12 protein-coding genes are annotated in these 15,661 nt (G+C 44.4%); all 12 read right to left on the bottom strand.

Translation table 11 applies throughout. The annotated features are described in order from the left end of the window. Window positions 1-806 precede the first annotated feature (806 nt). The 12 genes from ABEA08_RS02700 to cysD all read right to left on the bottom strand — a co-directional run bounded on the left by ABEA08_RS02700 (window position 807) and on the right by cysD (window position 14,571). Window positions 807-2,186, bottom strand: coding sequence for an undecaprenyl-phosphate glucose phosphotransferase (locus ABEA08_RS02700; RefSeq protein ID WP_345333080.1), 1,380 nt, complete (start codon window positions 2,184-2,186; stop codon window positions 807-809). A 25-nt stretch (window positions 2,187-2,211) separates the two neighbouring features. Then, window positions 2,212-3,483, bottom strand: a complete 1,272-nt coding sequence (locus ABEA08_RS02695) for an oligosaccharide flippase family protein (protein WP_345333078.1) — start codon at window positions 3,481-3,483, stop codon at window positions 2,212-2,214. A gap of 58 nt (window positions 3,484-3,541) precedes the next feature. Continuing rightward, window positions 3,542-4,927 carry a phosphohexomutase domain-containing protein gene (locus ABEA08_RS02690; RefSeq protein ID WP_345333076.1) on the bottom strand — a complete coding sequence of 462 codons (1,386 nt, stop codon included), beginning with the start codon at window positions 4,925-4,927 and terminating at the stop codon, window positions 3,542-3,544. Continuing rightward, window positions 4,920-6,353, bottom strand: coding sequence for a mannose-1-phosphate guanylyltransferase/mannose-6-phosphate isomerase (locus tag ABEA08_RS02685; protein WP_345333074.1), 1,434 nt, complete (start codon window positions 6,351-6,353; stop codon window positions 4,920-4,922). Before ABEA08_RS02685 ends, ABEA08_RS02690 begins: the two co-directional genes overlap by 8 nt. Window positions 6,354-6,355: 2 nt before the next feature. Next, window positions 6,356-7,474: a glycosyltransferase gene (locus ABEA08_RS02680; protein WP_345333072.1), complete on the bottom strand. Its 1,119-nt coding sequence runs from the start codon at window positions 7,472-7,474 to the stop codon at window positions 6,356-6,358. Beyond that, window positions 7,461-8,513, bottom strand: coding sequence for a glycosyltransferase family 4 protein (locus ABEA08_RS02675; protein WP_345333070.1), 1,053 nt, complete (start codon window positions 8,511-8,513; stop codon window positions 7,461-7,463). Before ABEA08_RS02675 ends, ABEA08_RS02680 begins: the two co-directional genes overlap by 14 nt. 15 nt (window positions 8,514-8,528) lie before the next feature. Then, window positions 8,529-9,557 (bottom strand): hypothetical protein, encoded by a 1,029-nt coding sequence (locus ABEA08_RS02670; protein ID WP_345333068.1) that lies wholly within the window; start codon window positions 9,555-9,557, stop codon window positions 8,529-8,531. Between the two features lie 190 nt (window positions 9,558-9,747). Next, window positions 9,748-10,644, bottom strand: coding sequence for a glycosyltransferase family 2 protein (locus ABEA08_RS02665; RefSeq protein ID WP_345333066.1), 897 nt, complete (start codon window positions 10,642-10,644; stop codon window positions 9,748-9,750). Next, window positions 10,626-11,552, bottom strand: a complete 927-nt coding sequence (locus tag ABEA08_RS02660; protein WP_345333064.1) for a sulfotransferase domain-containing protein — start codon at window positions 11,550-11,552, stop codon at window positions 10,626-10,628. Before ABEA08_RS02660 ends, ABEA08_RS02665 begins: the two co-directional genes overlap by 19 nt. Before the next feature lie 25 nt (window positions 11,553-11,577). Next, window positions 11,578-12,990: a sulfate adenylyltransferase subunit CysN gene (gene cysN / locus ABEA08_RS02655; protein WP_345333301.1), complete on the bottom strand. Its 1,413-nt coding sequence runs from the start codon at window positions 12,988-12,990 to the stop codon at window positions 11,578-11,580. A gap of 149 nt (window positions 12,991-13,139) precedes the next feature. Then, window positions 13,140-13,481, bottom strand: coding sequence for a four helix bundle protein (locus ABEA08_RS02650; RefSeq protein ID WP_345333062.1), 342 nt, complete (start codon window positions 13,479-13,481; stop codon window positions 13,140-13,142). A gap of 175 nt (window positions 13,482-13,656) precedes the next feature. Further along, on the bottom strand, window positions 13,657-14,571 hold the full coding sequence (cysD, locus tag ABEA08_RS02645; protein WP_345333060.1) for a sulfate adenylyltransferase subunit CysD: 915 nt from the start codon (window positions 14,569-14,571) through the stop codon (window positions 13,657-13,659). Between the last annotated feature and the right edge of the window lie 1,090 nt (window positions 14,572-15,661).

The following is a 15,661-nucleotide window of genomic DNA, read 5'->3' as shown; positions in this document are numbered from 1 at the left end:
CTCAATGCGCTAACGCGCGGCTGTATCACTGCGTGGGCTTTATGTCGCTACGCGACGGCGTTATATGCCTTCGGTACGGCTGTATCACTGCGTGGGCTTTATGTCGCTACGCGAAGGCGTTATGTGCCTTCGGCACGGCTGTATCACTGCGTGGGCTTTATGTCGCTACGCGACGGCGTTATATGCCTTCGGCACGGCTGTATCACTGCGTGGGCTTTATGTCGCTACGCGACGGCCGTACGGCTGACGCCTGGCTATAAGCGCTGCGCGCGCAAAATCAAAAACCAAAACCATAAAGGGCTGCGCCCTTCGCCTTATGTCGCTAATGCAAAGGCACATACAGCCGTCCGCTTTTTTGCTCTTACTGATCGCTTACAGCTGACAGCTTACCGCTGCTCTTACCGCTCTCACTGATCGCTTACAGCTGACAGCTTATCGCTGCTCATACCGCTGCTCCTGCCGAAGAACTTTTAACCCTTCACCCATTCATGTCGCTATAAGAAAAAGGCAAATGAACCCAGCCTCTCACCGCATACGTTCATTTGCCACAACCTCGGTTGGAAGCGTCTCTGCTACCCACAGAGCGCTTTCAACTGCTCTCGCTTCCGCTCTACTGATCGCTTAAAGCTTACAACTGCTCTTCCCGCTCTCACTGATCGCTGACAGCTTACAACTGCTCTTCCCGCTCTCACTGATCGCTTAAAGCTTAAAGCTTACAACTGCTTTCCTCGCTTACAGCTTAAAGCTGACCACTGCTCTCCCGCCGCTCTCACTGATCGCTTACAGCTTAAAGCTGACCGCTGCTCTTAATAAGCATTCTTATTCACAAATCCCTTAAACACAGTCAAAAAGATAATCTTCAAATCCAGCCACAACGACCAGTTGCGGATGTAGTTCAAATCACTCTCGACCCGTTTACTCAGATCGGTATCGCCACGCCAACCTTCTATCTGCGCCAAGCCAGTAATACCCGCTTTAACCATATGCTTTTGCATATAACCCGGTATCTCATGCTTAAACTGCTCGACAAATACTGTCCGCTCTGGCCGTGGCCCAACAATGGACATATCGCCTTTCAGTACGTTGATAAACTGAGGTAACTCATCGAGGCTGGTTGCACGGATAAACTTGCCGATCGGCGTCACCTTCATCGACTGCGCGCCGCCCCATTGCACCCCGTCCGCCTCAGAATCCACCGCCATCGAGCGGAACTTCAGCATTTCAAATGGCTTGCCATTCCAGCTAACACGTTCCTGACGATAAAAGATAGGCCCAGGAGAAGTTACCTTTACAGCAACAGCTAATCCAATCATGACTGGGCTAATCAATAGAAGAATAATAGACGCAATAATCTTGTCTTCAATATCCTTGATAATTTGATTCACACCCTTCATCGGGCTAGTAGATACATTAATGACGGGCATGCCAGCAACAGAACTTACTGAGTGATTGATGAGATTGAATCCTGTCAAGTCTGGGATGTAACGAACGTCAGCAGTGACAAACTTCAATTGCTCAATCAATACTGAAGCAACACGCGCATCATGAAGCCCCATAGCAATCCATATCTGGTCAACAGAGTTGTCACGACAGTATTTCTCAACATCATTAAAATCGCCTAAGTTTTTAGTCGAAGTATCCAAATAATTGTCGCCAAAATACCCAGACAATTTATATCCGGTCCACTTTGCACTATTTACTTGTCGAATAGCCGCATCAGCAACATGACCATCTCCAACAACAATAACATGCCGGAGATTCCGACCCTTGCCACGTAAGTAGTTTAACCATTGGCGCACTATGATTCGCGCACAAATTTGGACAGCAGAACCAACCATACACCATACACCAATAAAGAGTGTATATAGTGCCTGATCTACTTCCAAAAACTGAATCGATACAACGGTAAAACTCATAGATAGTATCCACGCACCCAGAGCATTACCGACTTCCTTCAGACGCGGCTCTCCCCGCCATGGTCTATAAACGCCAACAATTGGATAGACAACAACAGTAAAAAGAAAACCAATTATAAGTACAGTGTAGAGTTGACTATTTCCCCAATGAGTATCATTAAGCAACTCGACAACAAAAACTGCGCCCAAGAGTACCGCCAACCAGTCAAACATTCGATGAAGTAGCCACATCAAATTTCGATGCTCTACATGATATCCGCGAATTTCCATATAAATTCCTCACTAGCATCTGAAGCTAACGGCTAAAAATACGCAACGTATTAAACCCAAGCTGTCGATTAACAAAGAAAACCGACAGCAAATTTTGTAAGCCTACAGATATTGATGTAACAGTTGCTGCACCAACAACCCCAAACAATGGAATTGCTAGAGGCAGTCCAATTACCATAAAAATGAAAGCAAACATGAGATTGTTTCTTAGAAACCTCTCATTTCCAGTCATCTGTAATAGATATCCAACAGAGCCAGTGATTACATTTATAAACTGTCCCACTGCGAGGATACGTAAGACCAATGCCCCTTCGCGAAAATCATCTCCAAACCAACTCATGATGAACTCGGCACCAAACCACATAACACATAAAGCAGGTACAGCGACAATAGTCATTAAGCGGCCTGAAAGTATTGCTGTCTGCCTAAGCATAGCCATGTCACCCTTCTCATAACTAGCTGCAAATTTAGGTGCTGCAATAGCATTGACCGCTATCAATATAAAGCTAGTTAACATCGCTGTTCGTTGAGCAGAAGCAAAGATTGCCACATCCTGTGCGGAAGCTATCGCTCCTACAAGGAGTTGGCTTCCCCATTGTAGTGATTGCCCAACGAAGACAATAACAAACAATGAAGGCAAGGTAGGTACAATCAAGGCCTTTACATCTACTGTAGGGCGTGCTGTCGTTGGGCTTGACGTTCGATGCCAATACAACGTAACAAAAACAGCTACTAAGCAGGAAATGGCAAGGTAACGATAAGCCAAGCCTTCTGCACTTACCGATGGAAAAAAAAATAATACTAACAACAAACCTAGCGGGACTAATAATGACTGTGAAGATACAGACATTGCCACCATCTTCTTACCCTGAAAGGCAAATCCGTGTAGCAAGCATATGGACAACGGTATGGAGGCTATTAGCATCAAGCACAAGTTATCTGCCAACTCTGGTTTTGAGAAAACACTTAAGGCTATGTCTTCAACAAAGTAAATCGCAATTGATACAATCACAAGAAGTGCTGGTATTACCCTAGACAAAGCTAAAGTATAAACCTGTGCAATAGCATGTTCATTTCCTTTCTCATTGTATGATGAGATAAAACGAACCAGTGCATTGTCGAAGCCTAATAGGCCAAGTGTCGCCAGTAGCGTAATAGCGCTAAGTGACAGAAAGTAGTATCCAGCCTGTTCAACTCCAAGTTGTCTAGCAATGACAATATTTAGTAAGAAAGCACAGCCTGCCGCAACGACTTTGAGAATAAGGGCAACACTGCCCCCTTTAATGATCTCGCCCAAATGGCCTCCGACGAGGCCGCTCTTAAGTTTTATAAACATAGAAGATATAGCCAAATAATCAGGCTTGTAAAATCTTTAATACTTCCTCGGTTCGCCTCAACATTAACTGTGCGTCAGCACGAGCCTCAACATTAAGACGAACGACCGGCTCTGTATTTGAACTTCGCAAATTAAATCGCCAGTCCGCAAACTCTACGCTGATACCATCAGTCATATCAACCGAGATAGCATCATTTTTATATGCCGCGAATACACGTTCTATTGAGCCCTGAGGGTCTGCGAGTGTGGAATTAATCTCACCAGATGAAGGAAATGCTGAGATTCTACCCTTGACTAGTTCTGACAAGGGCTGTCCCTTAACCGAAAGTAGCTCAGTAACCAGCAACCACGGGATCATCCCGCTATCACAGTAGGCAAAGTCACGAAAGTAATGGTGTGCACTCATCTCACCACCATAAACGGCATCTTCTGCTCGCATTCGGTCTTTGATGAAAGCATGTCCTGTCTTAGACATAATGGCAGTGCCGCTATTTTCGTTAACGACATCGATGGTATTCCAAGTTAGCCGAGGGTCATGAATAACCTTCTCGCCTGGCGATTTTTGGAGAAAGGATTCAGCGAGCAAACCAACGATGTAATATCCTTCGATAAATTCTCCATATTCATCAAACATAAAGCAGCGATCAAAGTCACCGTCAAACGCGATTCCCATGTCGGCTTGATGCTCGATTACAGCGTTACTCGTGTCAGCACGATTCTCTGGCAACAACGGGTTCGGGATCCCATTCGGAAATGTTGGGTCTGCTTCATGATGAACTTTGATGATTTCGACCGGAACCTTCAGCCCTTGGAACCGGCTCTCGATAGCATCGATGACATGGCCAGCTGCACCATTACCGGAGTTGATTACCAGCTTCATAGGCTTTAGCTTTTCGGATTTTACATAAGTAAACAAATGCTCAACATAGTCATCTAAAACCGAGATTGCCCGGTAGCTGGCTGACCGTTGGACACTTCGACTATCCAGTTTGCTGTCGCTCCAGTCTCCACATTCTGCCAATCTTTTAATCTCATTAAGACCACTATCTCCTGAGATAGGACGGCTTCCTTTTTGCACCAGCTTCATACCATTGTAATCAATCGGATTGTGCGACGCCGTAACCTCAATGCCTCCATCAATTCCAAGATGGTTAGTCGCAAAGTAAATCTCTTCGGTACCAGCCATTCCAATATCCAATACCTTAGCGCCACCGTCAATCAATCCAGCTGCCAAAGCCAGTTTCAGGGATTCACTGGTCTCTCGGGCATCGCCGCCCACAACCACTGATTCTGGCTTAACATAAAGGCTAAAAGCACGACCGATACGGTACGCAACGTCCTCATCTAGTTGAGTCCCCAGTTGACCACGAATGTCATAAGCCTTAAAGCAGGTTAACTCAGTCATTGGAACCTCGTCCGTAACGGTCAGAGAAACGAACGATATCGTCTTCGCCTAGGTAGGAGCCTGTCTGTACTTCAATCATTTCCAATGGGATCTTCCCTGGATTTTCCAAAGCATGGACTTGTCCAATTGGGATGTAGGTTGACTCGTTCTCGGAAACAAGGAAGGTTTCTTCGCCGTTGGTCACCTGGGCCGTCCCAGAAACAACTATCCAGTGCTCGGCACGATGATGGTGCATTTGCACAGACAACTTTGCGCCAGGATTGACAGTAATGCGTTTGACGTGGTCGCGCAGACCCATATCAATCGAGTCGTACTTACCCCAAGGCCGGTAAACTTCTCGGTGTAACTGCCACTCTGAACGATTACCCGCCTTCAGCTTGGATACAACAGACTTTACATCCTGAACCTTGTCTTTGTGAGCTACCAAAACCGCATCTTTGGTATCGACGATAACAATATCTTCAAGTCCGACAGTTGCGATTAAGCGCTCACCACCATGGACATGACAGTTACGCGTATCGTGTAGAATGCTGTCGCCGACTACTGCATTACCGTTTTCACACTTATCACTGACTTCCCACAGGGCTGACCAAGAGCCAATATCATTCCAACCCGCGTCGAGAGGAACCACAACTGCATGCTTTGTTTTTTCCATAACCGCATAATCGATAGAATCTTCCGGGCAACGATTGAACGCTTCACCATCAACCCGAATAAAATCCATATCCGTGATAGAGTTCCTAAGTGCTTTCTCGCAAGATTCGGCGATGTCACCGCGATGATCCCGCAACTCTTCCAGATATCGGCTGGCACGGAACAGGAACATACCGCTGTTCCAGTAATACTCTCCAGAATCTACGTAAATTTGAGCAGTCTGAGAGTCAGGCTTTTCAACAAAACGGTTAACCTCAAAGCCATTGTCACACCTTTGGCCACGTTGTATGTAGCCGTACCCTGTGTGGCCACTGTTCGGCATAATACCAAAAGTCACCAAGGCTCCCTTCTCAGCCATAGGGATTGCAGCCTCAACCGCACAGTGGAAGGCATCTTCATCTTCGATAACATGGTCAGCGGCTAAGACAAGCAACAGCGGATCATCATCTTGTAGATTTTCTTGCTCTAAAGCAGCGAGTGCTGCCAAAGCAACAGCTGGCGCCGTGTTACGACCGACGGGCTCCAACATCACACTGCCGATATCTCCAACTTGTCGAAGTTGCTCTGAGACGATAAAACGATGCTCTTCATTGCATATCGTGATAGGAGACTGGCAGCCCAAGCCGGACAGACGTTGTAAAGTCGACTGCAGCATGGTGCTATCACCTTCAAGCGATAAAAACTGCTTTGGATAAAGAGAGCGAGACAATGGCCATAATCGGGTACCAGAGCCTCCAGCAATAATGACCGGAACAATCAATTTCGTTTCCATAGTTAATCAAACTCCCTAATTAACTCTGCCTGTTTACGGACGAAGTCACCAGGAGAATACCGTTCAGCAAACTTCTTCTTGCAATCTTGTGACATTGATGACAACGATCCTTTCTTTAGACTCGAAATCGCCTCAGTAAGAGATTCAACACTCAAGTCAAACACGTGCCCTGTTATGCCTTCATCTACGAGTCCGGGCAAGGCTCCTCTATTGCTAACCAATACAGGAGTCCCATTACGATAAGACTCAAGAACAACTAATCCAAAACCCTCCCACCTCGAGGGGACAACAAGAACGTCTGCCCACCTATAGAACTGATCAATTGTTTTATTTGGCTGCCATCCGCAGAATTCAATGTTCTCTCTATTGGCTTGGTGGCTAAAGTTTCTCAAGACACCAGCACCGACCACTTTGAGATTGATATCACTTCTATCCAGAGACACCATTGCATCTAAAAGTATATCAATACCCTTCTGTTCATCTAGCCTCCCAACAAACAACAGTTTAATTATCGACTCTTCAGAATTAGGAGTATGGGAAGAATTAACAGCGGTGCCATTTAAGTCTTGGATAGCGTCAGGATAATGCTCTAACTCTCTTTCGCTAAAATCTTCGACTGAATTTTCAATAAGCATGCTATTTTTTGAAAACCCAATAGCGGAGGTCTTATCATGTTCATATTGTGATATATTGACAACTTGATCTGGTATAAAACTCATCTTGCGTTCTATTAGCGTTGCAAACCTTCTATAGAAATTGCCCTTTTCCCTAAACATAGCCCAACCATGTGGGCAGTAGATGAACTTTACTTTTGGATTGGCTAACTTAAACAGAGAACACACTACGCCTGCAAAGAAACTGTGAGCATAAATCACGTCAGGTTTCAGATGACGATATGTCGAGAATACTGCCAGAAAAAGAATAATAAGACCTTTTATGCTTCTTCCTCCTCCATGAGTTATTATTTCTCGGCAGTTACTCAGTTCATCAACTTGTTGGCTTGGTATTAAATAAAAAGACTGATGTTTGTCCTCGTCAGCACATATAGACATTAGCTTTAAATATGTTGCTATTCCACCAGTTATCGTCTCAGCAACGTGAAGTACTCTAAAGTTGCTCAAAACTAGATTCCTCCAACTTTAAATTTACAGCTCTAGCGTAATCATCCCAGTTAAAGTCCCTGACCCGCTTTAGGCCCTTCTGCACAAGGCTGTTGACCAACTCTTCATCTACCAACAGCATCTCGATTGCACTTACAATTTCATCTACCGAGTATGGATCTACTAAAATTGCAGCGCCATCAGCCACTTCCTTAATTGCTGAGCAGTTGGATGATATTACAGCGGTTCCAGATGCCATTGCTTCAAGTACTGGAATCCCAAAACCCTCAGCTAAACTAACAAAGCAAAACGCATGAGCATGCCTGTATAAACATGACAACTCTAAATCAGTTGCGTGTCCAAATGCTAAAACTTGGTTACCACTCCGTTTGATATGTTCCTCAAGCTCTTTGGGAGAGCCAAAATTTGACGAACTACCTCCAACTACAACTAAAGTATACCCACATTTATCATAAACCTGACTCCACGCTTGTAAAAGTCGAGTGATATTCTTTCTCTCCTGAGTGACACCAACAAACAACAAGTACTTTTCTGGGATATTATTTGATCTCAAAATTTCCGTATCATCTACCGCTTGTACTGGCGTGAACTTGTTAGTATCTACAGCATTTCCAAGAACAGTAATGTGCTCTTCATTTATACCATATATTTCCGAAATCCTTCTTTGTGAATATCGAGATACTGTATAAATGTGCTTTGAACTTTTAATCACTCTTGGAATAAGAGACTTGTATAGCATAGAGAACGAGCTAGAATACCACTCAGGATAATCTTCATAGAAAGTATCGTGAAGGACAATCGACTGGTTACTATAGAATATCGAGCCTGAATTGCATAAGTTAACAATATGAGCATTCCCTTTTGATATCGCAATTACAGGGAGAATCACACTATCCCAAAAATGTCCCAAAAGACCGGAGGAGAGTATCTTCGGGGGGACTATTATCGTTCCATTAATTCCTTCAGAAACTTCGTTAGCGAATCGCTGGACTCCTGACATTGATTGCTTAATAAATCTTCCATTTATTAAAGTAGACATAGTGTAACCCAACCCCTACCTTGAAGCCCTTGAAAAGATAAACTTGGAAATGCAATATGCAAATGCAAATGCAAACACTGGAAATACTCTCACAGAAAAAATGTAATTAACCCTTAGCAACTCAATAAGTGATATAAAAAAAATAGGGTACATCAAAGATAACCAGCTAAGTTCCGCTGAGATAAAACTCCGATACGTGATTCTTGCTAGAAATCCTATCAAAAAAAACACAACAAATGCTGAGGCTCCATAATCATATATAACGGTAAAAACTCCGCTCATGTTGTTAAATTCAGGGTCGGCAAATCTGTATAAAAAATCTCTTGTCGGATTACCAGGCTCCATATAATTATATATAAGCTCCCCTAGCATGGGTAGCCTATATAATGACTGTAGTGTATAGAATGGCGTATTCTGTCCAGCGCCCAATTCATTTATAAGTCCGGCACCACTATTTAGCGCCAAGTAATAGTACGAAAAAACTCTTGAAGTCACAAACTCAAAGTAATTGTCATATATGTTTATATAGTGATTGACCCAAGTTCTATGATACTCAAATAGTGCAAATAGAATCAATATGCCAGCAATTCCTATCAATGGCATAAGTGATACTATACAACGCGCCTTACCTCTTCTTACTGCTAGACAACCGACAATGACAATTGGTATTACAACTTCAATCAATGCAAGTCTCTCTGACCAAAAGAATGCCCTAAACGTAGTTAACGCAACTAAGATATATAACATTACACGTTGGCTTCTATCTTTATCAGGAAGCAATGCATAGAGGCAACTATATAGAATGGACAGTTGCGTAAGTGTCGTAATTCCCGGCATTGTTTCATATGTTTCCCTTACCTTATATGTTGCCCCTTTATTACCATAAATGACCTCCAAGAGTAGAGAAGGGTTCCTGAGAATATCACCAAACCAGACAATATAAGCAGTAAGCGAAGTATAAAAGAGAACCTTAAGAAGGATTCTTGATTCTTGTAAGGAAATACTCAATCCAGAAACTTTAGGTGAAATGAGTGTTCCTGCCACTAATGACACCATACAGAGTATAGCTAACAAAAACTCATAAGTTGAAAAGTACTTTAGAGTCATGCTTTCCGACAGGATAACATCAGACTGGGAGGAAACGAAAATGACTATAAGCAAAGGAGCCAGAAAAAAAGTAACCAGCTTAGTTGGGTCTATCCACCATACCTTATTCAAAGGTCTAAATGACATTTTATTTCACTCGCTTAACCAGCCCATATAGTTTACCAAAAAAACAGGACAGGTAATATGAGCTCATCTTAGGATTCACCCTGACCATATATAAAATAAATCCAGCGAGGCTTCGGCATATCGATTCTGAATACTTAAGCCCTAATAGTCCATGCTTTTTTAGTAAATAACTTCTAGCAAAGCTGTATTTAAACCCTCTTGTGAGCAAAGCTTTGGCTTCAAATTGCATCGGACTAGGGTGTAAAACATATGTAGAGGTTATATACTTGCCCCACTTTTTCCCCTTCAGAAGTGACAAAACTAAGTCAGGACCTTCATCTGCACCAACCAGCCCATCACTTCCAACACCCATTTCCTCACAAAAAAAATATCCATCATGTTTGAAGAGCGATGCTTTAAAAAAGAGGCTCCACTCAATGGATGTGCTCAATGCATTTGATTCAGCGATTATTTCTGATGTTTTCGGCAAGTTTACAATTTTACCTGTTCGCTCGTCATCGTCTGCATAAACAGACAGAAAATCAAAATCAGAATTCCCTAGTTCTTCACATACCGTCTCTAAACATCTTGAAGGGAAATAGCAATCATCATCTGGGAATGAAATTATTGACACATCTTCGGAAACATATTGCAGGCCAATATTTCTTGCTTTAGAGGCCCCTCTTTCTCCAACCCTACTAATATAAGTTATGTTTAGTAGACCTTTATAACCTTCGATCTCAGACTTTATGTTTGAATATTTATCTTGCCCATTATTTTGATGAACAACTATTACCTCATGTGGTTTATATGTTTGGTCATTAAGGGATGAAAGAAGTCTCGTAAGTGACACCCTTCCCAAAGTTGCGATAATTAGTGATATTTTTTCTCTATTTGATATCAAACTTGTACTTTCCAACTTTTAAGATCCCTGCTCGTTAACTCCTCTAGAAGAGTCACATCGTCTATGAACTCTCTACGAATCTTCTGCTTCAACTCTTCACTTACATCTGATTTGGTTGAAGGCACAGTCAACTTTGATAACAGTTTGGCTCGGACCCCTTTTAGTCCCAATTTCCATGCTACCTTTCTCAAAGATGATACGTACCCATCTAACCAAATTGGATTTCTTTTCATAAACCTAGATATCTTTCTATACTTGTGTTCCTTCGCTTCATTTATCCTTGGAAAGTCAGTTCGCTCATCAATAGGCAATCCAATAAAATTGAGAACCCTCAAATACTCAGTTCGCATATCAGTTTTCATATCGTCCATGAATACTATTAGAACATTTTCTCTTCCAAAATAATTATATAGCCTTTTTAGGTTCTCGCCATGCGAAGCTATGTCTTTATAGAATAGTTTCTTCGGCTCCCTGCAAGCACTTGGAATATTTCTTCCTTCTTTTCTGCTCTGCTGAAGACTCCAAGCAATTTCAAAGGACTCCTCATCTTCTGCAAATGAATAAAGCTCTTCTTTATGTAAAGATATCACCAACTCAGTAGGATCCCGCAACATTACTATTACTTTAGCTTCAGGGAATCTATTCCTTATATTTTCCGCAGCATCTCTAGACCAGAGATAAGATGTTGAAGCGTCAATTTTTACTGACTGTTCTTCTGAAGCAGAGAACAGCTCTAAATAATCTCTCTCGCTTCTAAAAAACAATCCACTATATGATTCTTTTTCATTTAAGTCGGTGGAGAAGTAATTTGGTTCCTTTGGGTCACAGACAAAGACATCATTACGCTCAGAAAGATAGTGCGCCATAGATGTTGTACCACACTTAGGAGCTCCAACAATAAAAACATTTGGCTTTTTATTCAATTATTCATCCCCTTAAAAATTGCCTTTAGCAAAACTTAATGCAGTTCCACTCCGGATAGTTATCTCTTATGAACTTGTTAAGAGCGATTTCGCGGTCTGAATATGACGTAGTCGAATGCTCTAAAGCACTTTCTTGCACAACGTCTGTGATCATACCAGCACCAACCGTGCCATTAGTTAGTTTATCAATGATAACAAATGAGCCAGTACCTGCAGAATCAAGATATGTATCAATGCTAAGTGCATCATTTATAATGACTGAACAAAATCCGATTTCATTTAACGTCAAAGCACTGGCGGACATTTCATTGAATGAGTTCATATCTGTCCGATATATAATATTTTGCACTCGTCCGACAGCTGTCTTCGAAGCGGACTTAATCAAGTACTCCTTGCCAACCTGCAGTGGAGACTCTCCCATCCAAACCACATTGGAATTAAAGCTATCGGTAGAATTTGGTAATTTGCCGGTTTTTGCAATGACATCACCGCGTGAAATGTCAATTTCATCATTTAAGGTTACTGTCACCGCTTGCCCGACGAACGCAATGTCCGAAGTTTGATTAGCAACATAGATACTCTCAATAGTTGACGTTTTGCCAGATGGCATTACTGAGATTTTATCCCCTACACGGATAACGCCAGAGGCGATGGTGCCGCAGAAACCGCGGAAGTCCAGGTTAGGCCGATTGACGTACTGCACCGGCAAGCGGAACGCCTCCAGATTTTTTTCGTCCTGCAACTTTACGGTTTCCAGCAGGGTCATCAAGGTGGCGCCTGGGTACCAATCCATAGCAACGGAGCGGTCAACCACGTTGTCGCCACACAGGGCTGAGATGGGGACAAAGCGGATATCTGGGATATTGAGCTCTTTGGCAAAGGCTTTGTAGTCCGCCTTAATCTTGCGGAACACCTCTTGGTCGTAGCCGACGATGTCCATCTTATTGACCGCGACAATCACATGCTTAATGCCCAACAGGCTGGCGATGTAAGAGTGGCGCTTGGTTTGGGTTTGCACGCCATAACGCGCGTCAATCATCACGATGGCCAAGTCGCAGTTGGACGCGCCGGTGGCCATATTGCGGGTGTACTGCTCATGCCCAGGACAATCGGCAATGATGAATTTGCGCTTATCAGTGGAGAAGTAACGGTACGCCACGTCAATGGTAATGCCCTGCTCGCGCTCGGACTGCAACCCGTCCACCAGCAACGCCAAGTCGAACTCGCCGTTGGTTGTGTTAAAGCGCTTGGAGTCGTTTTTGATGGCGGCCATATGATCTTCAAAGATCATTTTTGAGTCATGCAATAAACGGCCGATGAGGGTGGATTTGCCGTCATCGACGTTTCCGCAGGTTAGGAAGCGCAACAGATCTTTGTTTTCGTGTTGCTTTAAGTACGACTGGATGTCGCTTTCGATAAGGTTTGAGACGTGGCTCATGATGATCCCTTTCAATTCGTATAACACCCATAGCGCGTCTTCCATCCTACCTACAAGCTGTTAGCTTTAAGCTGTCAGCTATCAGTAAGAGCAAAGAGCTTCATGCCGCCATTTGGACTCTATTGGTGTTGTATATTTGGTCTTGTTACTTATCTGTTTAAGCTTGCGATAAGGCCGGACAGCATTGCTGATATCTCTCGGGTTTCTTGCAACCAAGCTTTGGTCACATCTATTGGGAGATAGCCTATCTCGGCTCCAATGTAGATTTGGGTTCTTGCTTCAGCCATTGATGAGCGTGCGATCTCGAGAAACCTGATCTTCTCTTTACTGCTCGTTCTGGTCATACCCTCGGCGATGTTGCTAGGCACTGATAAGCCAGACCGTGTCAGCTGGTCTCGGAAACCAAAGTCTCTTAGCTCTGCCGTTACTCGATATATCTCGCAGGACAAACGCGTCGCTCGCTTCCATACATCTAGCTTTTCGAAGTTCATGTTGTCGTCCTATGTTGAGGAAACAACAAAGTTGAGGAAACAACAAAACTCCTCTTTAATGCTCTTAGCTGACCGCTCAAAGCTTGTGACTGATCGCTTACGGCTTAAAGCTGACGGCTCAAAGCTCTTGACTGATCGCCTACAGCTTAAAGCTGACAGCTCTCACGGAGTGAGCTTAGAAATACCCTTCCATCTTTTTCTTTTCCATCGAGCCGGAGGAGTCGTGGTCGATGGCGCGGCCTTGGCGTTCGGAGGTTTTGGTAAGCAGCATCTCCTGAATGACTTCCGGCAGGGTGGCGGCTTCGGATTCGACGGCGCCGGTGAGCGGGTAGCAGCCGAGGGTACGGAAGCGCACGGTTTTCATCATGGGCTCTTCACCGGGCTCGAGTGGCAGGCGCTCGTCATCGACCATGATGAGATTGCCGTCGCGCTCAACCACAGGGCGCGGCGCGGCCAGGTAGAGTGGCACGATGTCGATGTTCTCTAAGTAGATGTACTGCCAGATATCCAGCTCGGTCCAGTTGGACAGAGGGAACACGCGGATGCTCTCGCCCTTGTTCACCTTGCCGTTGTAGAGGTTCCACAACTCAGGGCGCTGATTCTTTGGGTCCCAGCGGTGGTTCTTGTCACGGAAGGAGTAAACCCGCTCTTTAGCGCGGGACTTCTCTTCGTCGCGACGGGCGCCACCGAAGGCCGCATCGAACTGATGTTTATCCAGAGCCTGCTTAAGGGCATCCGTTTTCATCACGTCGGTGTATTTGGCGCTGCCGTGATCGAACGGATTGATGTTGGCATCGACGCCATCCTGGTTGATGTACTCAATCAACTCCATGCCGACCTTTTCCGCCATGCGATCGCGAAACTCAATCATCTCCTTAAACTTAAAGGTGGTGTTGACGTGCATCAGTGGAAACGGCGGCTTGCCCGGATAAAAGGCTTTGGCGGCCAGATGCAGCATGACCGCTGAATCCTTGCCGACCGAATAAAGCATGACCGGGTTATCAAACTCTGCCGCGACTTCACGAATGATGTGGATGGACTCCGCCTCAAGTTGTTTGAGGTGGGTCATGCGCGTATCTACAGATTGCATATACTTGTCCCAACGGTGGAAAGCGTTTGCACAAAAACACAGCGTTAAAGCAATCACTCAAAACGGTCGCTTTCGAGCCGTTGAAGGCAAGCTTTACCATTGTAAGTGACCACTATCGTTGTGGCATGCTGCTTTTCTTGAATATTGAAAGTGCGTTAGTAAACGCTGGATATGGCTCCGCCCATGAGCTTGGCTCCCATAAGCAAAGAAATGACGTTTTGATGTCTTTTTTAAGGTTTTAATCCGACATGAGCGCGCAAAGCGGCTTTTTGTCTCAAATTAAAACTTCAAGGAGTCTGCAAAGTACCGTCATGGCACATTGAATTTAGCGATATGGAGTGAAGCGAGCGGATTTCGAAGTCCCAGGGAGGGCCATGAAACCGACTTGGCGAGCTGCGCTGCGTGCAATATGCATGCTTATCAGCACCTTACGCAAGGTCTAGGCCTAGGCCTAGGCCTAGGCGCACATTCCGTATGCTAGAGGAGATCCCTTTATTACGGCGATTATCCTATCAATTTGTTCGCAGCGCACAAGCTATGAAATGGTTATAACGTCAATTTCATGACTCCACGTCAAAATAATTTCAGCCTCCTTCCAGCCTTAACTCGACGAATAACCTTCCCCTTCATAGTCCGATTTCTAGTCGCTTCCGGTCGCCCGTGGTTTTATTGGCGTGATCAACCACTCGGTGAACTTCATTACTTTTGTTAACGCTGTGACCGAGACACATCTAGTCGTTTCAACCGCTTCAACCACAATACTCACTCTTATGGTTACGACCTTGCGCCGTGCCACTCCGCGCAAGCCGCAAGACACACATCAATGAGTGCGTAAAGCACACATAAAGAATGGTCATTGTCTTACAAAGACAATGAGAGTTACGCCTCCCGCGCTCTATCCACTGCCACTTTGAGTCAGCCGGTGCAGGCAAGAAACCTAAGTGCCATCCAGCTGTAACCCACTTAGCGATAAGCTGTCTCGGAAAAAACGATAAATTCGAGACACAAGCGATGAACACCGTATCAAAACATAATTCACAGGCACTCAAACACTCCATACCAATTGCGCAGCCTTGCTGAACGCTTTAGG

The sequence above is a fragment of the Ferrimonas pelagia genome (assembly GCF_039543565.1).
GTDB lineage: Bacteria > Pseudomonadota > Gammaproteobacteria > Enterobacterales > Shewanellaceae > Ferrimonas > Ferrimonas pelagia.
The sequence above is the reverse complement of the archived record's forward strand: the minus strand, read 5'-3'. Positions and strand labels throughout refer to the sequence as shown.

Bases quoted from the DNA above. Each gene is read 5' to 3' on its own strand.
- cysN (WP_345333301.1), bottom strand. From the start codon at position 12,990: ATGAGCCACGTCTCAAACCTTATCGAAAGCGACATCCAGTCGTACTTA.
- ABEA08_RS02675 (WP_345333070.1), bottom strand. From the start codon at position 8,513: ATGTCTACTTTAATAAATGGAAGATTTATTAAGCAATCAATGTCAGGA.
- ABEA08_RS02700 (WP_345333080.1), bottom strand. From the start codon at position 2,186: ATGGAAATTCGCGGATATCATGTAGAGCATCGAAATTTGATGTGGCTA.
- ABEA08_RS02690 (WP_345333076.1), bottom strand. From the start codon at position 4,927: ATGACTGAGTTAACCTGCTTTAAGGCTTATGACATTCGTGGTCAACTG.
- ABEA08_RS02650 (WP_345333062.1), bottom strand. From the start codon at position 13,481: ATGAACTTCGAAAAGCTAGATGTATGGAAGCGAGCGACGCGTTTGTCC.
- cysD (WP_345333060.1), bottom strand. From the start codon at position 14,571: ATGCAATCTGTAGATACGCGCATGACCCACCTCAAACAACTTGAGGCG.
- ABEA08_RS02685 (WP_345333074.1), bottom strand. From the start codon at position 6,353: ATGGAAACGAAATTGATTGTTCCGGTCATTATTGCTGGAGGCTCTGGT.